18 protein-coding genes and 1 riboswitch are annotated in these 21,554 nt (G+C 75.5%); of the genes, 10 read left to right on the top strand and 8 right to left on the bottom strand.

Annotation, left to right across the window (positions count from 1 at the left end; genetic code table 11):
- Nucleotides 1-116 precede the first annotated feature (116 nt).
- The 7 genes from ABT238_RS10620 (at nucleotide 117) to ABT238_RS10650 (ending at nucleotide 7,310) form a co-directional block, all read left to right on the top strand.
- Nucleotides 117-653, top strand: a complete 537-nt coding sequence (locus tag ABT238_RS10620; RefSeq protein WP_350569663.1) for a hypothetical protein — start codon at nucleotides 117-119, stop codon at nucleotides 651-653.
- Between the two features lie 106 nt (nucleotides 654-759).
- The gene (locus ABT238_RS10625) at nucleotides 760-1,401 is read left to right on the top strand and encodes a class F sortase (protein WP_350756506.1); all 642 of its coding nucleotides are present in this window, start codon (nucleotides 760-762) and stop codon (nucleotides 1,399-1,401) included.
- 119 nt (nucleotides 1,402-1,520) lie between these two features.
- Nucleotides 1,521-2,420 carry a hypothetical protein gene (locus ABT238_RS10630; protein WP_350569666.1) on the top strand — a complete coding sequence of 300 codons (900 nt, stop codon included), beginning with the start codon at nucleotides 1,521-1,523 and terminating at the stop codon, nucleotides 2,418-2,420.
- Nucleotides 2,417-3,190, top strand: coding sequence for a two-component system response regulator CseB (cseB, locus tag ABT238_RS10635; protein ID WP_350569668.1), 774 nt, complete (start codon nucleotides 2,417-2,419; stop codon nucleotides 3,188-3,190). Before ABT238_RS10630 ends, cseB begins: the two co-directional genes overlap by 4 nt.
- On the top strand, nucleotides 3,187-4,434 hold the full coding sequence (locus ABT238_RS10640) for a sensor histidine kinase (protein ID WP_350756508.1): 1,248 nt from the start codon (nucleotides 3,187-3,189) through the stop codon (nucleotides 4,432-4,434). Before cseB ends, ABT238_RS10640 begins: the two co-directional genes overlap by 4 nt.
- A 310-nt stretch (nucleotides 4,435-4,744) precedes the next feature.
- Nucleotides 4,745-6,094: a hypothetical protein gene (locus tag ABT238_RS10645; RefSeq protein WP_350756510.1), complete on the top strand. Its 1,350-nt coding sequence runs from the start codon at nucleotides 4,745-4,747 to the stop codon at nucleotides 6,092-6,094.
- 127 nt (nucleotides 6,095-6,221) lie between these two features.
- Nucleotides 6,222-7,310, top strand: a complete 1,089-nt coding sequence (locus tag ABT238_RS10650; RefSeq protein ID WP_350756512.1) for a hypothetical protein — start codon at nucleotides 6,222-6,224, stop codon at nucleotides 7,308-7,310.
- A 79-nt stretch (nucleotides 7,311-7,389) separates the two neighbouring features.
- Here ABT238_RS10650 and ABT238_RS10655 read toward each other — a convergent pair whose 3' ends face one another.
- Nucleotides 7,390-8,013, bottom strand: a complete 624-nt coding sequence (locus ABT238_RS10655; protein WP_350569673.1) for an acyl-CoA-like ligand-binding transcription factor — start codon at nucleotides 8,011-8,013, stop codon at nucleotides 7,390-7,392.
- 80 nt (nucleotides 8,014-8,093) lie between these two features.
- Between ABT238_RS10655 and ABT238_RS10660 the strand changes: the two genes are divergently transcribed.
- Nucleotides 8,094-9,074 (top strand): oxidoreductase, encoded by a 981-nt coding sequence (locus tag ABT238_RS10660; RefSeq protein ID WP_350569674.1) that lies wholly within the window; start codon nucleotides 8,094-8,096, stop codon nucleotides 9,072-9,074.
- 86 nt (nucleotides 9,075-9,160) lie between these two features.
- Here ABT238_RS10660 and ABT238_RS10665 read toward each other — a convergent pair whose 3' ends face one another.
- From ABT238_RS10665 to ABT238_RS10695, 7 genes are all read right to left on the bottom strand, one after another.
- Entirely contained in the window at nucleotides 9,161-9,829 is a 669-nt protein-coding gene (locus ABT238_RS10665; RefSeq protein WP_350569676.1) for a chloramphenicol phosphotransferase CPT family protein, read from the bottom strand.
- 40 nt (nucleotides 9,830-9,869) lie between these two features.
- Nucleotides 9,870-11,342, bottom strand: coding sequence for a M6 family metalloprotease domain-containing protein (locus tag ABT238_RS10670; RefSeq protein ID WP_350756515.1), 1,473 nt, complete (start codon nucleotides 11,340-11,342; stop codon nucleotides 9,870-9,872).
- 239 nt (nucleotides 11,343-11,581) lie between these two features.
- Nucleotides 11,582-12,961 (bottom strand): cobyrinic acid a,c-diamide synthase CobB, encoded by a 1,380-nt coding sequence (locus ABT238_RS10675; protein ID WP_350569680.1) that lies wholly within the window; start codon nucleotides 12,959-12,961, stop codon nucleotides 11,582-11,584.
- A gap of 4 nt (nucleotides 12,962-12,965) precedes the next feature.
- A complete protein-coding gene (gene cobO, locus ABT238_RS10680; protein WP_350569682.1) occupies nucleotides 12,966-13,571 on the bottom strand; it encodes a cob(I)yrinic acid a,c-diamide adenosyltransferase in 606 nt (201 codons plus the stop codon).
- A gap of 6 nt (nucleotides 13,572-13,577) precedes the next feature.
- Nucleotides 13,578-15,671, bottom strand: coding sequence for a putative cobaltochelatase (locus tag ABT238_RS10685; RefSeq protein WP_350756517.1), 2,094 nt, complete (start codon nucleotides 15,669-15,671; stop codon nucleotides 13,578-13,580).
- Nucleotides 15,664-17,205 (bottom strand): cobyric acid synthase, encoded by a 1,542-nt coding sequence (locus tag ABT238_RS10690; protein ID WP_350572442.1) that lies wholly within the window; start codon nucleotides 17,203-17,205, stop codon nucleotides 15,664-15,666. Before ABT238_RS10690 ends, ABT238_RS10685 begins: the two co-directional genes overlap by 8 nt.
- Entirely contained in the window at nucleotides 17,202-18,188 is a 987-nt protein-coding gene (locus ABT238_RS10695; RefSeq protein WP_350756519.1) for a cobalamin biosynthesis protein, read from the bottom strand. The genes ABT238_RS10690 and ABT238_RS10695 overlap by 4 nt, the downstream gene beginning before the upstream one ends.
- Before the next feature lie 34 nt (nucleotides 18,189-18,222).
- Nucleotides 18,223-18,421: riboswitch (cobalamin riboswitch) on the bottom strand.
- A 194-nt stretch (nucleotides 18,422-18,615) separates the two neighbouring features.
- Between ABT238_RS10695 and ABT238_RS10700 the strand changes: the two genes are divergently transcribed.
- Both ABT238_RS10700 and ABT238_RS10705 read left to right on the top strand, forming a co-directional pair.
- Nucleotides 18,616-19,731: an alpha/beta hydrolase gene (locus tag ABT238_RS10700; protein ID WP_350572444.1), complete on the top strand. Its 1,116-nt coding sequence runs from the start codon at nucleotides 18,616-18,618 to the stop codon at nucleotides 19,729-19,731.
- A 391-nt stretch (nucleotides 19,732-20,122) separates the two neighbouring features.
- Nucleotides 20,123-21,448 (top strand): hypothetical protein, encoded by a 1,326-nt coding sequence (locus tag ABT238_RS10705; RefSeq protein ID WP_350572445.1) that lies wholly within the window; start codon nucleotides 20,123-20,125, stop codon nucleotides 21,446-21,448.
- Nucleotides 21,449-21,554: the final 106 nt, after the last annotated feature.

The following is a 21,554-nucleotide window of genomic DNA, read 5'->3' on the forward strand; positions in this document are numbered from 1 at the left end:
ATGAGCCGTCGTGACACGACCGGCCGGGGACCGCGACACGGGCTTCCTACCGTCTCTCCCGACGCACCGGCCACACCCGGCCGGGTTCCGCGTCACGAGGATGAAGGAGAGTCCGTATGGCTACGCGTACGACCAGGAACCGGGCCGTCGTGCGGCTGACCGCCGTCTGCGCCCTGACCGGTGCCGCGCTGCTGACCGTCGTCACCGGCGGGCAGGCCTGGGCCGACGGCGGCTCGGGTGCCGCCCCGGCCCCGGCCACGCCGACGGCGGCCCCGGTCACGCCGACCGCGGCCCCGGCCACGCCGGCCGTGCCCGTGATCACGCCGACCGCGCCCCCGGCGGCCCGGCCGACCGTCAGCCCGGTGCCCAAGGACGCGACCCGGCCGACCGTCAGCCCGATGCCCAAGGAGGCGTCGGCCCGGCCCGTCGTCACCCCCGTACCCAAGGAGGCGGCGGGCAACGGCACCGGCGGCGCCCCGGCCGGGCAGCCGCAGGTCCGCGAGGTGCCCAAGGGCGCCGCCCAGGCCGGTGACGGGTCCGCCGCGGGCGACTCGTCCGGTCTGAAGCTCGTCGGCGGTGGCGCGGTCGCCGCCATCGGGGCAGGGGCGCTCGGCTTCGCCGTGCTGCGCCGCCGCTCCGGTGCGCGCGGCTGACGACGGCCACCGAGGCGGGCGCCGCCGTGCGGGGCGCGCCCGGCACGGTGGACCGGGAACGGGCGGGCTGAACCGGAGCGTCTTCGGTGCGGCCGGGCTGCTCTGCGTGGCGCTCGGCGCGACCGTGGCGCTCTCGGGCCAGGGGGAGCCCCCGGTGGTCCGGGTGGAGACCTCGGCCCGGCAGGGCACCACGCCACCGACGGGCACCCCCGTGCCGCCGGTGGCGGCGCCGGCGGCCGCCGGCACCGCAACCGCCGGCACCACCGCGCCGCGCCCGTTCGCGGCCTCGCCGCCGACCCGCCTGCTCGTCCCGGCGGCCGGCGTCGACGCCCCGGTGACCGGGCTCGGCCTGAACGCCGACGGCACGGTCGAGGTACCCGCCGCCGACCGGGCCGACGAGGTCGGCTGGTACCGCAACGGCCCGACCCCGGGCGAGACCGGACCGGCCGTCCTGATCGGGCACTACGACACCGCACACGGCCCGGCGGTCTTCCGGGGACTGCCGAAGCTGCGGCCGGGGGACCGGATCCAGGTGCGGCGCGAGGACGGCGGCACCGTGGACTTCCGGGTCCGCTCGCTGCTCCAGGCCGCGAAGGACGAGTTCCCGACCGCCGCGGTGTACGGCGACACGACGGCGCCCGAGCTGCGCCTGATCACCTGCGGCGGCCGGATCGGCGCCGACGGGCACTGGACGGACAACATCATCGTCCTGGCGGACCTGGTCGACCCGGCCGCCTCCGCCCACTGATCGGGCTGCGGCTACTCTGCCGGACGGCACCCACCGGGGAACCGGCGGGTGCCGTCCGGACGACCTACCCACCGGACACGAACCGGCACGTCACCGCGGACCAGGAGGGCCACCGGAGGATGAGCACCACCGTCCGTCGCCTGCCCGCGCTCCTCCTGGGCCTGCTCGCCGCCGCACCCCTGGCCCTCGCCACCGGCTGCGGCGCCCCCGGCGGGCTGCGTGACCACGGCACCGCCGAGCCCGTCGCGCCCCCGCTCGCCAGCGTCCCGCTCTGGCCGGGCCAGGCCACCGCCCCGCCGCCGGACCCGGCGGCGGGCCGCACCCCGGAACCGGCGCCCCAGCCGGTCCCGGACGTCACCGTCCCCGGGCAGGACGTCACGGCCGTCGACGTGCGCGCGCTGCTGGCCAAGGACCCCGGCGTGAGCCAGGACGAGCGGCGCGCCCTCGACCCGTGCGCGGGCTGCGAGATCCGCGACGCCGAGTACCGCGACCTCACCGGCGACGGCCGGCCCGAACTGCTGGTCGTCGTCGGCCTCGCCGACATGGACGTGCTGCACGTCTACGCCGCGTCCGGCGACCGGCTGATGCCCGTGCTGAGGGTGCAGCTGCTGAAACGGTTCGGCGCCGTGACGATCGGCACCGACCTGCTGCTGTACGAGCCCACCACCATCCAGTCCCGGACCAGCCGCCGCTACGGCTGGGACGGCGCGCGGCTCGTCCTGACCGACCAGAAGGTCGAAGGCACCGGGCCGACCCCGGAGCCCGAGCCGACGCCGACCGCCTCCCCCCTGGAGAGGCCCAACAGCCTGCGCCCGACGGGTTCCGGCGTGGGCGTCGTGCCCTTCCCCCTGCCGACCCCGCCCGCCGTCCGGCGGCCCGACGCCGCCGACCCGGGGACGGGCTCCGGCGCGGGCGCCGGCTCACCCGTCGCGAAGCCGCCGCAGCCCGGCCAGCCCCGCACGGCCACGCCCACGCCCGCACCCGTCGTGCCCTCCTCCCGTCCGGAGACCGCGCCATGAACCCCACGCCACCGAGCCACCCCCGCATCCTGATCGTCGAGGACGACGAGGTGATCCGGGAGGCCACCCGGATGGCCCTGGAACGCTACGGCTTCCCGGTGTCCACGGCCGCCGACGGCCTGGAGGGGCTGGAGATGTTCCACGCCGAGCGGCCCGACCTGGTGCTGCTCGACGTGATGCTGCCGCTGCTCGACGGGGTCGGTCTGTGCCGGCGGATCCGCGAGGAGAGCCAGCTGCCGATCCTGATGATGTCGGCGCGCACCGACCCGGTCGACGTGGTGTCCGGCCTGGAGGCGGGCGCGGACGACTACGTGGTCAAGCCGTTCGAGAGCGCGGTGCTGGTCGCCCGGATCCGCACCGTGCTGCGCCGCATCCGGGTCGTCCCGGCCGTGCCCGAGCCGGAGCCCGCGCCCGTCCGGGCTCCCGTGCCCGTGCCCGGACCCGCCGCCCCCGAACCGGCGGCCCCCGAACCGCGCACCCCCGTCCGCAGCTTCGACGGCCTGGAGGTGGACACCGACTCCATGGAGGTCCGGGTGCACGGCCGGCTCGTCCCGCTCACCCCCACCGAACTGCGCCTGCTCCTGGAGTTCACCGCCGCGCCCGGCATCGTGCTGGAGCGCGCCGTCCTGCTGGAGCGGGTCTGGGACTACGAGTGGGGCGCCGACACCCGCGTGGTCGACGTCCACGTGCAGCGGCTGCGCGCCAAGATCGGCGGCGGGCGGATCGAGACCGTCCGCGGCTTCGGCTACAAGCTGAGGCGCTCCGAATGACCCTGCGCCGCCAGATCGCCACCGCCGTCGCCGCCATCTCCGTCCTGGTCGCGGTGGCCGTCGGCCTGCTCGTCCACCAGGCGATGGTCCGCCAGCACGTCGACCAGGCGCGCGGCTCCGCGCTCACCGCGCTGGACACGGCGCTCGGGGCGTACCAGCGCGGCGATGACGTCACGGGAGGCGACCGCCGGCACGCGGCGCTGGACGACCCGGCGCTGCCCGCGCGGCTGCGCACCCTCGCCGCGGAGGGGCGGCGCGGCTCGCTGCTCGCCCGGGGGCCCGAGGGGGAGTCGGTCTGGGCGGCGGGCCCGGTCCGCGGCGGGGTGCTCTCCGTGCGGCTCGACTTCGCCCAGGACCGCCAGGCCATCGCCGACCTCGACCGGATCATCCTGATCACCGTCGTCGCGTCGGTCTTCATCACCGTGCTGGTCGGCGTGCTGGTCGCGGACCGGATCAGCCGGCGGCTGCGGACGGCGGCCACGGCGGCCCGCGGCATCGCCGCCGGGCGCACCGACGCCCGGATCGGCGAACTCGTCGACGGCCGGGACGAGGTGGCCGACCTCGCGGCCGCGGTCGACCTGATGTCCCGGGAACTGCACCGGCGGCTGGAGGACGAGCAGCGGTTCACCGCCGACGTCGCCCACGAGCTGCGCACCCCGCTGACCGGGCTGGTCACCGCCGCCGAACTGCTGCCCCCGGGGCGCCCCACCCAGCTGGTGCAGAACCGGGTGCAGGCGCTGCGCGGGCTGGTCGAGGACCTCCTGGAGGTCTCCCGGCTGGACGCCGACGCCGAACTGCCCGACCTCTCGGCGGTGCCGCTGGAACGCGCGGTGCGGCGCACGGTCGCGCTGACCGGCCTGGACGTGGCGGTCGAGGTGGCGGCCGACGCGTCCGTGCGCACCGACCTGCGCCGCCTCGACCGGATCCTCGGCAACCTCCTCCTCAACGCCGACCGCCACGGCGGCGGCACCATCCACCTGAGCGTCGACGGCCACCGCATCACCGTCCGCGACCACGGCCCCGGCTTCCCCGACGAGCTCCTGCGGGACGGCCCGCAGCGCTTCCGCACCAGCGTCCGCGAACGCGGCAAGGGCCACGGCCTCGGCCTCACCATCGCCCGCGGCCACACCCGCGTCATCGGCGCCACCCTCGTCTTCGCCAACCACCCCGACGGCGGCGCCCTCGCCACCCTCACCCTCCCCCCGGCCGGCGCGGACTCCGACGACCCGGCGTCCACGCGCTGACCCTTCCCTCCGCGCGGAGTTCGGTGACGAATCACCCGATTCGTCACGCCCTTCCGGGGGCGGTCCGGCATTCCCGGTGAGACCCGGAAAAATTCCTTCCGTGGGTGTGCAACCGTTCCGCCCCGAGCGATGTCTGACTGACCACAAGGCACGAACAAGCCTTGAGCGCACGGGCCGGGGAGGGGTTCACGGCACGGCGCGCCGTCACTCCCGGGCCGGTCGGAACGATGTCCGTCCGCCCGTGGGAATTCATTCGACTGACCATCTGCTGCCGGCTCCTGCCCGCAACAGAAATGGGGGGTAAGTTCTTATGCGCACGACCATTTCCGGCCGTCGGAACCGCTCGCGCCGCGCCGCCGCCACCGTCCTCGCGACCGTGCTCGCGGGCGGGACCGTCCTGCTCGCGGCGCCCGCCGCCCTCGCGCAGGACGACGTGCCGACGGCGGAGCTCAAGGTCGACGCCCCGGCCGTGATCGGACTCGCCGGCCAGCCGGTCGAGTTCACCGAGACCGTCACCAACACCAGCTCCATGGATTCCGGGTTCCAGCTCTTCCTGAAGGCCGTCACCGGCGCCGGCCTGCCGCAGACGGACGGCATCGCCATCGACTACCGCGACCCGGCCGACGGCGCGTGGAAGTCCGTTCCGCTGTGGATCGACGGCCAGTGGAGCGACACCGCCTACCGGGGTCAGCTGCCCTTCTCCCTGCAGATCCCGGCGCACCGGAGTGCGACGGTGAAGCTGCGGATCGGGCTGCCGATGGGCCGGCCGCACAACGGCGCCGGCAACGGGGGGATCCCCTCCCTGGCCCTGGAGTCCTCCGTGGCCATCGGTGCCCACGGGGCGCCGGCGGTGGAGGTGACCGACACGATCACGGTCGACGGCCTCAGGACCGGGGTGTCCGGCGTCCCGGGCACCGCGGTCGCGGGCGGCGCGCCCATCGAGTTCGACGCCGTGCTGAAGAACCCCACGGCCTCGAACTACGTCAACGTCGCCAACGTCCTGGGCATCGACCCGCACGCCCACGTCGAGGTCCGCAAGGCGAACGGCGCCTGGAGCGCGCTGACGCCGGTCCAGGGCGGCGGTGTCGACGACGGCCTCGGGGTCTACCTGGAGGGCCGTGACTCCTCGATCGGCGCCAACTCGACGACCACCCTGCGGGTCCGGATGTCGTTCGACGCGACCACTCCGCTCGGTCCGGTGACGGTGAACCCGTGCGTCTTCGTCAACGAGAACCCGGCGCGGCCTTTCTCGGGGACGACGATGTGCGCCGAGCGGGCGACCGTGAAGATCGTCGCGCCGGGCGCCTCGGCGTCCAAGGAGCAGCCGCCCGTGAAGGAGGCGTCCGTGAAGGAGGCGTCCGTCGGCAAGGGCGCGCCCGTGAAGGAGGCGCCCGCGGTGAAGCAGCCGCCCGCCGTGAAGGAGGCGCCCGCCGTCAAGGACGCGCCCACGGGCAAGGACGCCGCGCCCGTGGCCGCCCCCGTCGCCCCCGCCCCGTCCGCGTCGGCCACCACCGCCCCCGTGGCGGCGGCCCCGGGCGCGGTCGAGCTGGCCTCGACCGGCTCGTCCGAGCGGACCCCGTCGTACGCGGCGGCCGGCGTCGCCCTGCTCGCCGTCGGCGCCGGCGCCGCCTCCTGGGTCGTCCGCCGCCGCCGCGCCTGACGGCAGCGACCAGGGGGGCTCCGGTGGTCGCCGCCGGAGTCGCCCCAGGGCATGAAGCAAGACCGTTCGACACGTCACCGATCGCTGCCGGCAGGTGCCGGCAGCGCAAACTGGGGGGGGACTTCCCATGCGTTCAACTGTTACCGGCCACCAGGGCCGCGCGCGCCACACGGCCGTTCGTGCCGCCGCCGCCACCGTCCTCGCGACCGCCCTGGCGGGCGGGACCGTCCTGATGTCGGCGCCCACCGCCTCCGCGAACCCCATACCGACGGGGAAGCTCAAGGTGAACGCCCCGGCTGCGGTCGGAGGCGCCGGGCAGCCGGTCGAGTTCACCGAGACCATCACCAACACCGGTTCCCAGAAGGCCGACTACCACCTTCACCTGAGGGTCACCAGCGACGGACAGGTGGCGAGCGACCACGCCATCGTCATTGACTACCGCGACCCGGCCAAGGGCACGTGGAAGTCCGTTCCGCTGACGGCCGACAGCACGGGGGGCCTCGCCTATGACGGTGAGGTTCCCCGGGCGTTCGAGATCCCGGCGCACAGCAGTGTGACGCTGCGTCTGCGGATCGGCGTTCCGATGGGTTTGCCGCACAACGGTGCCAGCAACGGCTGGGTCCAGTCGGTGGCCCTCGAGTCCCGCTTGGGTATCGGTGCCCGCGGGGCCGCGGCGGACATCGTGACCAAGGGGATCAAGGTCCGGAACATCTCGCCCTCGCTGTCCCGCGTCCCGGCCACCGCGGTCGCGGGCGGCGCACCGATCGAGTTCGACGCCGTGGTGAAGAACTCCACGCCGTCGAACTACATCAACGTCGCCAACACCCTGTTCGTCGACCCGCACGCCACCGTCCAGGTCCGCAGGCCGAACGGCACCTGGACCACCCTGAAGAAGGTCTACAAGGGCATTCCCGACGACAACCCCGGGGTCTACCTCCAGGGCCGGGACTCCAGCCTCCGCGCCAACTCGACGACTACCGTCCGGGTCCGGGTGTCGTACGACGCCACCACCCCGCTCGGGCCGACGGACATCGGGCGGTGCGTCTACGTCAACGAGAGTCCGACCACGCCGTTCCGGGGGACGACGACCTGCACCAAGGGTGCCACCGTGCAGATCGTCGCGCCGGGCACCAAGGGCTCCACGGGCACCAAGAACACCACCGGCTCCAAGGGGCAGGCGCCCGTGAAGCCGGCGCCCGCCACCAAGGGCAAGTAGGCCCGACTGCGGTCGTGGGGGCGGCTCCGGCACCTGCCGGGGCCGCCCCGCTGCCGTCCTGCCTCGCGACGCTGCCGGACTACGAAGGGGCCGCGGCGTCCAGGGCCGGGGCGAGGACGGCGAAGGCCTCGGCCGTCAGGGCGGCCGGGTCGGCGGCGCCGTCGCTGTCGCTCCACCGCTCCAGGACGGCGCCGAAGGCGGTGAGCGCCATCCCGGCCGCGAGCCGGGGGTAGAGGTCGGTGGCCGGGTCGCGCCCCAGGCGGGCGGCCAGCTCCGCCGACAGCCCCTCGCGCCACTCGGCCTGCCGCTCCAGGAAGCGTGCGTGCAGGGCCGGGGTGCGCAGGATCAGCTGGACGGCCCGCAGTGGCCGCTCGCCGTGTTCGCCGTGCGTGCCGCAGACGGTCAGCGGCACCGAGACGGCCTGCCGCAGTGCCGCCGAGGGGGGTTCGCCGGCGGGGCGGGCGGCCAGTTCGGCGCGGATGCCGCTGCCCAGGTCGGCCAGGAACCGGACGATCACGTCCTCCTTGGACGCGAAGTAGCGGAAGAACGTCCGCTTGGACACCCCGGCCTCGGCCGCGATCGTGTCCACGGTGACCGCGTCGAACCCCTGGGCGGTGAGCAGCCGGAAGGCGGCCTCGGTCAGTTCGTCCTCGACGAGTTGACGCTTGCGCTGGGCCAGGCTGACGGCGGGTCCGGGAGTCACCCGACGATCGTAACGCCATGCCGGGGATGTCATCCAGTAGCGCCTTGACACCGAGTGACACTCGCGGCAGCATCTGCCACATGAAGCCTTTGGAACCAACGGACGGCAGTGCGGGCTGGAACGCCGGGCGGATCCCGGACCAGAGCGGGCGGGTGTTCGTCGTCACCGGCGCGAGCAGCGGGCTGGGACTGGCCACCGTCCGGGCGCTGGCCGAACGCGGCGGGCGGGTGGTCCTGGCGGTCCGCGACGAGGAACGGGGCCGCCGCGCCGTCGCCGGCCTCACCTCCGCCGCCGGGGACGCCCGCCTCGCCGAGCGCCTCGCCGAGCGACTGGAGGTCCGCCACCTCGACCTGGCCGATCTCGACACCGTCTGGACCTTCGCCGACCGGCTGCGCACCGATCACCCCCGGCTGGACGTCCTCGTCAACAACGCGGGCGTGTTCGCCCCGCCCCGCGCGCTCAGCCCGCAGGGCCACGAGCTGCAGTTCGCCGTCAACCACCTCGGCCACTTCGCCCTCACCGGCCTGCTGCTCGACGCCCTCGCCGCCGGCCGCGACCCGCGCGTGGTGACCGTCAGCTCGCTCAACCACCGCAAGGGGCGGATCCGCTTCGACGACCTCACCGGCGTGCGCGGCTATTCGCCGATGGCCTTCTACGACCAGTCGAAGCTCGCCAACGCGCTCTTCGGCCGCGAGCTCCACCGCCGGCTGACCGCGTCCGGCAGCCCGGTGCGCAGCCTGCTCGCCCACCCCGGCTACACCGCCACCAACCTGCAGACCAGCGGGCCCACCGGCCTCACCCGGCTGCTCTTCGGACGGCTGCTCAGGCCGCTCGCCCAGCGCCCGGCGGACGGCGCGCTGCCGCAGCTCTACGCGGCGACCGAACCGGCCGCCCGGGGCGGGGAGTTCATCGGGCCGGACGGCCGGGGCGAACTGCGCGGCGCGCCGACCCCGGTCCGGCTCGGCCCCCCGGCGGCCGACCCCGGGGCGGCCCGCCGGCTCTGGGCGCTCTCGGAGGAGCTGACCGGCGTGCGGTTCGGCCTGGCCGAGGCCGCGGCCTGAGGCGGTGTCCTGATGCCGGCGTCCTGACGCCGGCGTCCTGAGGCCGGCGGCCTGATGCCGGTTCACGCGGGCTCCGCGGCCGTGCTTCAGCGGCCGAGCGCCCGGTCGGCGATCAGCCGGGCGCAGGCCGCCGCGTCCAGCACGGCGGTGTCCACCTCCAGGTCGTAGCGCACGCCCCGGTGCACCGCCTCGGCCTGGGCCGCGGCCATCCCGGGGACGCGGTCGCCGCGGGCCCGTTCACGGGCGGCGGCCACCTCGGGCGCGCAGCGCACGCCGACCCAGAGCACGTTCAGGCCGTCCAGTGCCCCGCGCCAGCGCCGCTGGGAGGCGGTGGCGCCGAGGAACACCTCGTCGACCACGATCCGCGCGCCGGCCCGGACCATCGCCGCGACGCCGAGCGTCCAGGCGGCGTCCAGCGCGGCGAACGCCGGCCCGACGGTCACCGTTCCGTCGCCGTGCTCCAGCCCGCCGATGCCCGCCCCGCCGATGCCCGCCCCCTGCGACGAGGGGACCGCCTCCCGAGCGGACACGCCGCGATCGCCGCCGCTGCCCGGTCCGGCCTCACCAACCGCGCCGGGCGCGGCTCCGCCGGAGCCACCGCCGGAGCCGCGCAACGCGGCGGGCAGGGCGGCGATCAGCGTGTCCACCCCGAGGGTCAGCCAGGGGACCGGCAGCACCTCCTGCAAGTGGCGGGCGATGCTGGACTTCCCGGAGCTGGAGCCCCCGTTGAGGACGATCACCTGACAATCGGTCATCCGATCACTCTAGAGGGGCGGTCCAGGTAGGACCGGGTGGTCACTCGATGGTCACGCTCACTTCCATCCGGTCCGCACCGGGCGTGCCCGCGACGTCGAGGGTGACGCCGCTCCAGGTGCCGCCGGGCTCGTTCAGCGCCGGGAGGGTGTGCTCGCCGATGCTGGTGTTGCCGAGCGACGGGTAGAGGTCGGTGTCGTCGCCACGGTTGCCCTGGCCGAAGATCTTCGCCAGGTCGCGCCGGCCGTCGGCCTGCATCAGCTCGATGGCGAGGTGCTTCTCGTCGTTGACGTTGTCGATGCTCTCGTCGACGACGTACGCGGCGATGCCCTGGTCCGGCAGGAACTCGTCCTGCCCGCTCTGGCGCCGGTACTCGACGATGATGTACTGCGTTCGGGTCATCCGCGGGCTGCGGACGAACAGGATGTCGCCGCCCTCGGAGACCGGGTGCAGGGTGAGGTCCTTGGTGGTGCTCTCGATCAGCTTCGGGGTGGTCCAGCCCTGGAACATCCGCAGCATGCCGTTCGGGTACACCGGGGTGATGCCCTTGTTGCCCCAGGAGCCGGCCGCCATCAGGCAGTAGTTGCCGAGGCCGTTGGACTTGGTGAACTCGATGTCGCCGGTGTCGTAGTAGTCGGCGTAGCCGCAGGCGAGGTGGCCCCACTCGTGGCAGCAGACGCCGACCTTGCAGTCCTCGGGGACGGTCAGGAAGGTCTGCATGGCCAGGCCGGGCGCGACGGGGGTGGGGTCGTCGTTGAGCCACTTGGCGCTCCACAGGGCGTCCGGCACCTTGGCCGGGTCCTCGACCGCCTCGGCACCGGTGCCGGCGTGGACGACGAACAGGGCGGTGACGTCGCCCGTGCCGAGGGCGTCGAAGTCCTTGGTGAACTGCACGCCGCCCTTCTTGATCGCGATCTCCAGGGCGTCGGCGGCCATGCCCTGCTCGTTCCTGGGCGGGTTGCCCTGGCCGGACTGGTTGTCGGCGTAGAAGGAGATCGGGTGCGGCAGCTGGAACCAGCCGTGCACCTCGCCCTGGACGTCGATGCCGCCGGCGCTCGGGTCGGTCGCGTCGAAGCCGCTGATCAGCCGGTAGTAGTCGCGCATCGAGCCGGTGGCGAAGGTACCGGAGCTGAACAGCAGCTCCTTGAAGTGTTCGGGGGTGTTCGCGGGGTCGTGGGGCAGGTCGGGGAACTCCACCAGCAGCACCATGGTCCGCACGACGCCCTTGAGCTGCTTGCTCGGACGGGTGATCAGCTGGGCGTCGGTGCTGGGACCGGGGCGGGTGGCCCCGTCGTCGAGCCCGATGACGTTCTCGCCGCGCACCCGGGATCGCCAGACGTAGTAGTACTGGCCGAAGGTGATGAACTTGGGCAGCCGGCGGGTCTCGATCAGGTTCAGGTACTCGTCGTGGAGCGCCTGGAGCGCGTCCGGTGACAGCGGGACCGGACAGGAGCGCGGACGGGACAGGTCGTTGGGGAGGGAACGGGGACGCAACGGGGTTAATGTGTGACGCATGGTGACGGCTCCTTCGAGCCTGCTCACCCCGCCGGGGCGTGTGCGGCGCCGCTGGGGCGTGGTCGGCGCTCCGCCGGGTGGGGAGGTCGCCGGCAATCGGGCCGGCTCGCCGACGGGCGGTCGGGTCTGGCCGGTACCGATTGCGAAACGGGTGATATGCGGTTTTCTGTCCCTATTTTGACGCTCCGCATGCCCGCAGCACCAGACCCGAAGCCCTGTCGGTTTCCGCCGGGTGCCGCTCAGCCCGCCCGGTACGCCGCCGCGGCCGCCGTGAAGGAGGCGGCGAGCTGCGGGTATCCCGCCCAGTGCAGGTGCAGATACGAAGCGTGAATATTCTCCGCCCCGGCCGCGCCCGCGAATCCCTCGGTGCGCGGACCGGTCGGCAATCGCCAGCCCCAGGCGGGCCGTTCGCCCTGACCCGGCTCGCAGACCGTCCGGTGGAACTCGTGCCCCCGCAGCCTGGCCCCGGCCGGCGCCAGCGGCGAGTCGTGCAGCGCGACGGCCTCCCGGTACCCGAGGGTCAGCCGCTCGGTCATCCGGGCCGAGGTGTCCAGTACCCCGCACATCGGCAGCCCGTCCAACTCGCGCCCGAGGTAGAGCAGTCCGGCGCACTCGGCCGAGACCGGTCCGCCCGAGGCCGCGAACGCCGCGATCGCGGAGCGCAGTTGATCGTTCGCACTGAGTTCCCGGACGTACAGCTCGGGGAACCCGCCGCCGATCACCAGGCCCGCCGTGCCCGCCGGCAGGCCGTCGGCGTGCAGCGGGTCGAACGGCACCACCTCGGCGCCGGCCGCGCTCAGCAGCTCGGCGTTCTCCGCGTACGAGAAGGAGAACGCCGCGCCCCCGGCCACCGCGATCCGCGGCGCGCCCTCGACGTGGGACACCTCGCCCGAGGGGTCCCACGGCTCGGCGTCCAGTGGCGGGGCGGTCCGCGCCAGCGCCAGCACCGCGTCGAGGTCCACCGAGCCGGCGACCAGCGCGCCCATGTCCGCCACCGCCCGCAGCGCCTCCGCCGAGCGCTCCACGGCCGGGATCAGCCCCAGGTGCCGGGACGGCGTGGCGACCGCCGCCGAGCGCCGCACCGCGCCCAGCACCGGCACCCCCGAGCCCTCCTCCAGGGCCTCCCGCAGCAACTGCTCGTGGCGGTCGGAGGCGACCCGGTTGAGGATCACCCCGGCCAGCCGCACCTGCGGGTCCCAGGAGGCGAAGCCGTGCACCAGCGCCGCCACCGAGCGGGACTGCGAGGAGGCGTCCACCACCAGCACCACCGGGGCCCGCAGCAGCTTGGCCACGTGCGCGGTGGACGCCAGCTCGCCGCGCCCGGAGGCGCCGTCGAACAGGCCCATCACGCCCTCGACCACCGCCACGTCCGCCCCGGCGGCGCCGTGCAGGAAGAGCGGGGCGATCCGCTCCGGCCCGCACATGAACGCGTCCAGGTTGCGGCCCGGCCGCCCGGCGGCCAGCCCGTGGTAGCCGGGGTCGATGTAGTCCGGGCCGACCTTGTGCGGCGAGACGGCCAGCCCGCGCGCGCCGAGCGCGGCGATCAGACCGGTGGCGATGGTGGTCTTGCCGGCGCCCGAGGAGGGCGCCGCGACGACGAGACGGGGGATGTTGTTCAACGAACTACCACTCGATACCGCGCTGGCCCTTGCGGCCGGCGTCCATGGGGTGCTTGACCTTCGTCATCTCGGTGACCAGGTCGGCGGCGTCGGTGAGCGCCTGCGGCGCGTACCGGCCGGTGATCACCACGTGCTGGCTGCCCGGGCGGTCCTTCAGCACGGCCACCACCTCGTCCGGGTCGATCCAGCCCCAGTGCATCGGGTAGGTGAACTCGTCCAGCACGTAGAAGCGGTAGGTCTCGGCGGCCAGGTCGCGCTTGACCTGCTCCCAGCCCTCCTTGGCCGCCGCCTCGCTGTCCAGCTCCATCGCGTCGGTGCGCTGGATCCAGGACCAGCCGGAGCCCATCTTGTGCCAGTCGACGGTCCCGCCCTCGCCGGAGGCGCCGAGCACGCGCAGCGCGTTCTCCTCGCCGACCTTCCACTTGGCGGACTTCACGAACTGGAACACCCCGACCGGCCAGCCCTGGTTCCAGGCGCGCAGCGCCATGCCGAACGCGGCGGTGGACTTGCCCTTGCCGGGGCCGGTGTGCACGGCGGTGATCGGCAGGGTACGGCGCTGACGGGTCGTCAGGCCGTCGTCGGGAACGCTCTCGGGGACACCCTTGGGCATGTCGGCTCAGGCCGCCTTTCGCATCGCGGGGGAGGTCGGACGGTTCTCGCGGACGAGCGAGGCGACGCCGTCGGCGCGCAGCTCGTCCAGGGTCACGGAGGCGGCCCGCAGCCGGGCCGCCAGGGCGCCGGCCAGGCCGAGGCGGACCGGACCGGACTCGCAGTCCAGCACCACGCTCGCCACGCCCTGCGCGGCCAGCAGTCCGGCCGCCCGGTGGGACTGCGCGACGGCGTCCCGCCCGCCCCCGGTGGCCCGGCCGTCGGTCACCACGACCAGCAGCGGACGGCGGTCCGGGTCGCGCAGCCGCTCGACCCGCAGCACCTCGTGGGCCCGCAGCAGCCCGGCCGCCAGCGGGGTGCGCCCGCCGGTGGGCAGCGACTCCAGCCGGGCCGCGCCGACCTCCACCGAGGAGGTGGGCGGCAGCGCCAGCTCGGCCGAGGCGCCGCGGAAGGTGATCATGCCGATCTTGTCGCGGCGCTGGTAGGCGTCCATCAGCAGCGACAGCACCGCGCCCTTGACGGCGGTCATCCGCTGCCGGGCCGCCATCGAACCGGAGGCGTCCACGACGAACAGCACCAGGTTGGACTCCCGCCCCTGACGCACCTGCTCGCGGAAGTCGTCCTTGTGCAGCACCAGCGCGCGCGAGGACCGGCCGCGCGCCACCTGGTGCGGGGCGGCGGCGCGCAGCGTGGCGCTCAGGTGCAGCCGGGCGAGCCGGCCCCGGGGGCGGCGGGCCCGGATGGTGTGGCCGCCGTCGGTCTCGGCGGGGGAGCGGCGGCCCTGGGCGCCGCGTCCGGTGCCGTCCACCGCGAACAGCCGGGTGCGGTACGGGTCGCCGGCCGCGACCGGCGCCGACTCCCGGGCGGGGGAGGGGTGCTGGGCCGGGACGGGCTGCGGGTCCGCCGGCTGCGCCGCCTCGGCGCCCTCGGCCGCCTCGACGGGCGGGCCGTCCGGGCCGGAGGGCTCGGGCGCGCCGCCGCCCCCGCCGGGGCCGCCGTCCTGCGGGCCGCCGCCGTCGGGGCCGCCCTCCGGGTCCGGGTCCTCCTCGGGCTCCTCCGGCCCCCGCGGCTGCGGCTCGGGCTCGGGCTCGGCGTGCTCCTCCAGCACCCGGTCCAGCTGCTCCTCGTCCAGCCCGGGCGCGTCGAACGGGTTGCGCCGGCGGCGGTGCGGCAGCGCCAGCTGGGCGGCCTTGCGGACGTCCTCCGCCAGCACCTCGGTGCGCCCCGCCCAGGCGGCCAGCGCGACGGCGGTGCGCGCCATCACGATGTCCGCGCGCAGCCCGTCCACCTCGAAGGCCGCGCAGACGGCGGTGATCTGACGCAGCGCCGTGTCGGTCAGCTCCACCCGCCCCAGCAGCTCCCGGGCGGCGGTGATGCGCGCCGCCAGCGCCCGCTCCTCCCCGGCGAACCGGGCGGCGAACGCGGCCGGGTCGGCGTCGTAGGCGAGCCGGCGGCGCACCACCTCGGCCCGCTCCGCCGGCTCCCGGGTCGCGGCGATCTCCACCGTCAGGCCGAACCGGTCGAGCAGCTGCGGCCGCAGCTCGCCCTCCTCCGGGTTCATCGTGCCGACCAGCAGGAAGCGCGCCGCGTGCCGCACCGACACGCCCTCGCGCTCGACGTAGGAGCGGCCCATCGCGGCGGCGTCCAGCAGCAGGTCCACCACGTGGTCCTGCAGCAGGTTCACCTCGTCGATGTAGAGCACGCCGCGGTGCGCCTGGGCCAGCAGGCCCGGCTCGTAGGCCTTGACGCCCTCGGCGAGCGCCCGCTCCAGGTCCAGCGAGCCGACGATCCGGTCCTCGGAGACGCCGACCGGCAGCTCGACCAGCCGGGCCGGGCGCGGCGAGGCCGGGGCGCCGCCGTGCGCGCCGTCCGGGCACTGCGGGTCCGGCGCCGCCGGGTCGCAGGCGAAGCGGCAGCCGTCGACGGTCGCGATGGACGGCAGCAGCCCGGCCAGCGCGCGCACCATGGTCGACTTGGCGGTGCCCTTCTCGCCGCGCACCAGCACCCCGCCGACCGCCGGGGAGACGGCGTTCAGCAGCAGGCCGAGCCGCAGGTCGGCCATGCCGACGATGGCGGTGAACGGGTATCGGACGTCACTCATGCATGCTCCCAGGGGCCCCGGGCGCAAGGGTCGGCAGCGATCCGGCCGCCGGCACCCCGCCCTCGATCAGCTTCCACAACGCGTCGGTGTCCGCGTGCTCCTCGATCAGCTCGCCCAGCCGGTCCAGCCGGGCCTCCCGCGCGGCGGCGAACGAGGTGTCCGGCGCGGGCACGAACGCCCGGCCGGCGGCCGCCGCGGCCTCGCGCAGCAGCGCGCGCCGGAAGCCGTCGTTCTCCAGCACGCCGTGCCAGGTCGTCCCCCACACCGAGCCCACCCGGCAACCGTCCAGACCGCGTCCCTCGCCATCGGAGACGAACGGCTCCCCGTCCTCGACGGTGACGACGCCGTGGTGGATCTCGTAGCCCTCGACCCGCTCCCCGAAGGCCTCCCCGACGGGCCGGGCGAGCACCTTCCCGGCGCCGAACCGCACCCGGGTCGGCAGCAGCCCGAGGCCCTCCACCGCGCCCGCCTTCGACTCGACCTCGTCCACGATCGAGTGCGCCAGCATCTGGTAGCCGCCGCAGACCCCGAGCAGCGGCTGCCCGGCCGCCGCCCTGGCCCTCAGCACCGGCTCCAGGCCGCGCTCGCGCAGCCAGCCGAGGTCCGCGACGGTGGCCCGGGTGCCGGGCAGCACCACCAGGTCGGCGTCGGCCAGCTCCTCCGGGCGGGTGGCCCAGCGGACCAGCACCCCGGGCTCCTGGGCGAGCGCGTCCAGATCGGTGAAGTTGGACAGCCGGGGGAAGCGCAGCACGGCCACCCGCAGCACGTCCGCGCCGAGCGGTCCGCGCGCGGCGGTCCGGTCGACGACGGTGGACAGGTCGAGCGAGTCCTCGGCGTCCAGCCACAGGTCCGGCAGCATCGGCAGGGTGCCCAGCACCGGACGGCCGGTCAGCTCGCGCAGCATCTCCAGCCCGGGGGCGAGCAGCCGGGCATCGCCGCGGAACTTGTTGACGAACCAGCCCACCACGTGCCGCTGGTCCTCGGCCGACAGCAGCGCCAGCGTCCCGTACATCGCCGCGAAGACCCCGCCGCGGTCGATGTCGCCGACCACCACGACCGGAAGCCCGGCGGCGGTCGCCAGGCCCATGTTGGCGATGTCGCGGTCGCGCAGGTTGATCTCGGCGGGGGAGCCCGCGCCCTCGCAGACCACCACGTCGAAGCGGCGCCTGAGGTCCGCCAGGCACTCCAGGGCGCGCTCCAGCAGCACCGGCTTGCGCTCCCGGTAGTCCAGCGCGCCGACCTCGGCGACCGGCCGGCCCAGCAGCACCACCTGGCTGCGCCCGTCCCCGCCGGGCTTGAGCAGCACCGGGTTCATCGCCGCCTCCGGCTCGACCCGGGCCGCCTGGGCCTGCATCGCCTGGGCACGGCCGATCTCGGCGCCGTCCGCGGTGACGAAGGAGTTCAGCGACATGTTCTGCGCCTTGAACGGCGCGACGGAGACACCCTGCCGGGCCAGCCAGCGGCAGATGCCCGCGGTGACCACGCTCTTGCCGGCGTCCGAGGTCGTCCCGGCGACCAGCAGCGCCTTGCTCATGACCCAACCCTCCGCTTCCCGCCCAGCGCCGCCCGCAGCAGCAGGTGCCCGGCGACCGTCGTACCCAGGGCCAGCGCGCTCACCCGCCGGGAGAGCACGCAGGCCCGTTCGATGTCCTCCACCCCGACGGGGCGCAGTTCCCCTCCCAGCACGGGGCGGTGCTCGACGCGCTCCCCGTACCGCAGCGTGCCGCCGAGGCGCACGCCCACCGCGCCGGCGAAGGCCGACTCGGCCTGGCCGGCGTTCGGGCTGGGGTGTGCCGAGCCGTCGCGCCGCCAGACCCGCCAGGCGGTGCGCGGCGCGGGCGCGGCGGCCACCGTCAGCAGCGCGGTCAGCCGCGCGCCCGGCCAGCCCGCCACGTCGTCCAGCCGCGCCGAGGCCCAGCCGAACCGGGCGTAGCGCGGCGAGCGGTGACCGACCATCGCGTCCAGGGTGTTCACCGCGCGGAACGCCAGCAGGCCGGGCGTGCCCGCGAGACCGCCCCAGACCAGGGCGTTGACCACGGCGTCGGCGGTGTTCTCGGCCACCGACTCGACGACCGCGCGGGCCAGCTGCCGCTCGTCCAGCGCGCTGGGGTCGCGCCCGCACAGGTGCGGCAGCCGCGCGCGGGCGGCCGTCAGGTCTCCGGCGGCGAGCGAGCGGCCGATGGCGCGGGCCTCGCGGGTCAGTGAGGTGCCGCCGAGCACCGTCCAGGTCGCGGCGGCGGCGAGCGCGGCCCGGCCGGGCGGACGGCGGGCCAGCAGCCGGTCGGCGGCGATCGCCCCGGCCGCGACGGTGCCCACGGTCAGGGCGGTGAAGGCGGTGCCGACGGCGCGGTGGTCGCGCCAGAGCAGGTGCTCCAGCCGGCCGGCGGCGGAGCCGAAGCCGGCCACCGGGTGGCCGCGGCGGGGGTCGCCGAACCGGGCGTCGGCCAGGTACCCGGCGACGGCGCCCGCGCCGAAGGCGGCGGCCCCGCTCAGCGGGTGCACGGCAGGGCGCAGCATCGCGTGCGTGTCCTCACTCAGGGTCCGCGCCCTGGATCGACGAACGGGGGGCGAGAGTCTCCTGGCTTCCGGGTCGGACGCACACTCCGGGCCTTCCAGCGGCTTCTGACGGCCCGCCGTGGCGTGTTCCGGTCGTGCTCCCCGGTGACAGTGGCGGGACCGCGCCGGACTCGCACCGGCTTCCTCTGCATGCCTCCGTATTGGCTGAAGGATCCCATCACGGGCCCGAACCGGGAGTCAACCGAGGTCGTGGACGGTGTTGGTCACACCGTGCGCCGCCCCTGAATATGCAGACCGGTCTACTGACTCCCCGTGTGATTTTCATCCCGGAACAACCCGTACGGCCGTGTCCTACTGGCTTCCCTCCGCCCGCGCGAGTGGACTGGGCTGAGGAGTGGGTCCAGACACCGAGCAGCGGGGAGCGAGTATGCGTTGGGGAATCGCGGCCACCGTGGCGGCCGCAGCCGTCGGCACCGGGGCCGCCGTTCTGGTGATCGGCCGCCGGGCCTCCGAGCGGATGGTCCGCCCGGCCGCCGGTGCCCGCGAGCGGACCGGCCCGGTGCTGGTCCGCGGCCTCGGCGCCGGAGAGGTCACCTTCACCCGCACCGCCGTGAGCGAGCGCCCCGGCCGCTGGGCCGTCGAGTGGGGCGAGGACGGCCACGCCGTCGTCGAGGAGGTGCTGCGCCGCGACGACGCGGACGTCACCCGCCGCCTGGTGCGCGCCGACCGCGGCACCCTCACAGCCGGCACCGAGGTCCGCTTCACCCCCCGCGTCCACCTCGGCGACCCGGCCCGGGCGCTCGGCCTGCCGTTCGCCGAGACCGCCGTCGAGGGCGAGCTCGGCACCATGCCCGCCTGGCGGCTGGACGGCAAGCGCGGCACCTGGGTGGTCCTGGTGCACGGCCCCGGCGCCGATCGGGAGCAGAGCCTGCCCGTCCTGTCCGAGCTGCAGCGCCTGGGCCTGCCCGTCCTCGCCGTCACCTACCGCGGCGACGCCGGCGCCCCGGCCTCCCCGGACGGCCTCGGCCACTTCGGCGAGACGGAGTGGCGCGACGTCGAGGCGGCGGTGCGCACCGCTCTGGACGGCGGCGCGGGCCGGGTCGTCCTCTACGGCTGGTCGCTCGGCGCCACGATGGCCCTGCAGACCGCCGCCCGCTCGGACCTCGCCCCCTCGATCAGCAGCCTGGTCCTGGACTCGCCGGTCCTGGACTGGCCGGCCACCGCCCGCCGGGACGCCGCCCGCTCCGGTTTCCGGGGCGCGGCCGCCGAACTCGGCGCGCTCGCCGCCCAGGGCCGCACCGGCGTGGATCTGGCCGACTTCGCCCGCCTCGCCGAGGGTACGGACCTGCGGGTGCCCACCCTGGTGCTGCACGGCCCCGACGACCCGGTGGCGCCGTTCTCCGCCGCCGAGCGCCTGGCCCGCCGCCGCCCGGACGTGGTCAACCTCCAGGCCTTCCCGGGGGGTGACCACGCCGCCCTCTGGAACACCGATCCGGACCGCTACGCCGAGACCCTCCGCCGCTGGCTCACCCCGTTCTGCTGACCCCCCGCCGAAACCCGTTCCGCCCCCCCCGCCGCGCGGAACGGGGCGGAATACCGGCCCACCCCGGTTCCGTCTGGCATGAACCCGCCACAAAGATCAAGCCAGTCGGTTTGGCCTCTGTTGCCCGATCTTGTCGAGCCCCCGCGCCCCTCGCCCGCCCCCCGCGGACAACCGGATGTGACAGATGGCCGGTACAAGGGGAAGACTGCTCGACGTGACGTCTCGGAATCCGCGCGACCGTGATGCCCCGCTCCCGCCGACGATCGGTACCGGTGCGACGGTGACCCGTCTCCCCGGAACGGCCCACCGCCCCGCCGGCGCCAGGCCGGGGGCCCCGGGCGTACCCCGCCGACGAGGCCCCGCCCCCGCACCCGGCCGTGGCCGGGTCCCCGTGCCGGAGGGCTTCCCCGCTCCCGCCGAGCTCGCCCCGCTGGCCCGCCGCATGCTGGTCGACGCCGTCCGGATCGCCCGCTGGTCCGGCGACCTCGACGAGGTCGACAAGCGCGGCGAGCTGCTCCCCGACGACGCCCGCGCGGCCGGCCGCGCCCTCGCCATGACGGTGGGCGCCGCCGCCAAGGCCTGGGGCCAGGCCCTGCTGGTCGGCCTGGTCGAGGCCAGGGACGGCGGCGCCGGCCCCGGCTGGCGCCTGCACGCCTGGGAGCACGACGACGAGGCGGTGGTCCGCGGCTGGTCGGCACTGTTCGACGCCTGGACACTGCTCGCCCCGGTGCCGCCCGCCGCCCTGCGCGGCGTCTTCGCGGTGCTCGCCGGGCAGGCCGTCGACCAGGCGCCGCAGCTGCTCTCCTTCCTCCATCTGGTGGACGGCCCGGTGGCCGACGTCGAGCTGCTGGAGCTGCTCAGGCGCGGCCTGGACGAGCGCCGGGTCGGCGGCGGCGAGGGCGCCTTCGGCCTCTCGCCCGTCCCGCACGCGGCCTCCGCCGTCTCCGCCGTCCGCGGCACCTGCCGCGAGCCGCAGATCGACACCCCGGCCTCGCCCGCCGACGTCGCCGCCGTCCTGGACTGGATGCTGGACGGCCTGGCCGCCGTCGGCGCGCTGACCCGCCGGGACAACGCGGCCGAGCTCTCCCCGCTCGGGCACTGGGCGGTGCGGGCCAAGCTGGAGGAGATCTGCACCGTCGCGCAGACCGCCGCCGGCCACATCGAGCAGAGCGCGCTGGAGCTGCTGAGCGCCTGCGCCGACTACTCGCCCGGCCCGGCCCGCGCCGAGTACCGGGCCTGGCTGGCCGCCCGCCCGGCCGACCGGGCGGTGGCCGAACTGCTGGAGGCCGCGCAGGGCGAGGACGCGCTGGTGCGCGGCCTGGCCTTCGAGGCGCTGCGGGTGGCCGGCGTGACCGCCGAGCAGGCCGTCCGGGCCGCGGTCGACGAGGCGGTGCTGCGCCCGTACGCGCTGCTCTGGCTGGCCGAGCGCTCCGACGAGGGGGTCTCCCCGGCCGACGTGCTGGGCGCGGAGGACGCCGCCTGGCTCTGGGTGGACACCGCCGCGGCCGTGCTCGACCACGGTGAAACGGAACTGCTGGTCGGCCACGTCGAGGGCGCCTCGGCCGGCGACCCGGTGCGGCTGTTCGCCCGGGCCCGGCAATCCGGGCACCCGCGGGCGGCCTCGGTGCTGACCGCCGTCTCCGGCGTCCACCCGGACCCGGGCGTGGCCCGCGCGGCCCGCCGCTCGGCGTTCAGCGTCCACCGCGGCGGCGCGTAGCGGTTCCGGCCCGCACCCGCGAGTGCGCGGGCATGCGCCGGACGTAACGTCATGATTCGTCCGGGAGGGCCCCCTCACCCTCCCGTACCCTCGAACATCTCCTGGA

Source organism: Kitasatospora sp. NPDC001527 (genome assembly GCF_040298605.1).
Classification (GTDB): Bacteria; Actinomycetota; Actinomycetes; order Streptomycetales; family Streptomycetaceae; genus Kitasatospora.

Coding starts and splice junctions, on each gene's coding strand:
- ABT238_RS10700 (WP_350572444.1), top strand. CDS start 18,616: ATGCGTTGGGGAATCGCGGCCACCGTGGCGGCCGCAGCCGTCGGCACC.
- ABT238_RS10685 (WP_350756517.1), bottom strand. CDS start 15,671: ATGAGTGACGTCCGATACCCGTTCACCGCCATCGTCGGCATGGCCGAC.
- cobO (WP_350569682.1), bottom strand. CDS start 13,571: ATGCCCAAGGGTGTCCCCGAGAGCGTTCCCGACGACGGCCTGACGACC.
- ABT238_RS10640 (WP_350756508.1), top strand. CDS start 3,187: ATGACCCTGCGCCGCCAGATCGCCACCGCCGTCGCCGCCATCTCCGTC.
- cseB (WP_350569668.1), top strand. CDS start 2,417: ATGAACCCCACGCCACCGAGCCACCCCCGCATCCTGATCGTCGAGGAC.
- ABT238_RS10645 (WP_350756510.1), top strand. CDS start 4,745: ATGCGCACGACCATTTCCGGCCGTCGGAACCGCTCGCGCCGCGCCGCC.
- ABT238_RS10690 (WP_350572442.1), bottom strand. CDS start 17,205: ATGAGCAAGGCGCTGCTGGTCGCCGGGACGACCTCGGACGCCGGCAAG.
- ABT238_RS10660 (WP_350569674.1), top strand. CDS start 8,094: ATGAAGCCTTTGGAACCAACGGACGGCAGTGCGGGCTGGAACGCCGGG.
- ABT238_RS10670 (WP_350756515.1), bottom strand. CDS start 11,342: ATGCGTCACACATTAACCCCGTTGCGTCCCCGTTCCCTCCCCAACGAC.
- ABT238_RS10695 (WP_350756519.1), bottom strand. CDS start 18,188: ATGCTGCGCCCTGCCGTGCACCCGCTGAGCGGGGCCGCCGCCTTCGGC.
- ABT238_RS10630 (WP_350569666.1), top strand. CDS start 1,521: ATGAGCACCACCGTCCGTCGCCTGCCCGCGCTCCTCCTGGGCCTGCTC.
- ABT238_RS10620 (WP_350569663.1), top strand. CDS start 117: ATGGCTACGCGTACGACCAGGAACCGGGCCGTCGTGCGGCTGACCGCC.
- ABT238_RS10665 (WP_350569676.1), bottom strand. CDS start 9,829: ATGACCGATTGTCAGGTGATCGTCCTCAACGGGGGCTCCAGCTCCGGG.
- ABT238_RS10650 (WP_350756512.1), top strand. CDS start 6,222: ATGCGTTCAACTGTTACCGGCCACCAGGGCCGCGCGCGCCACACGGCC.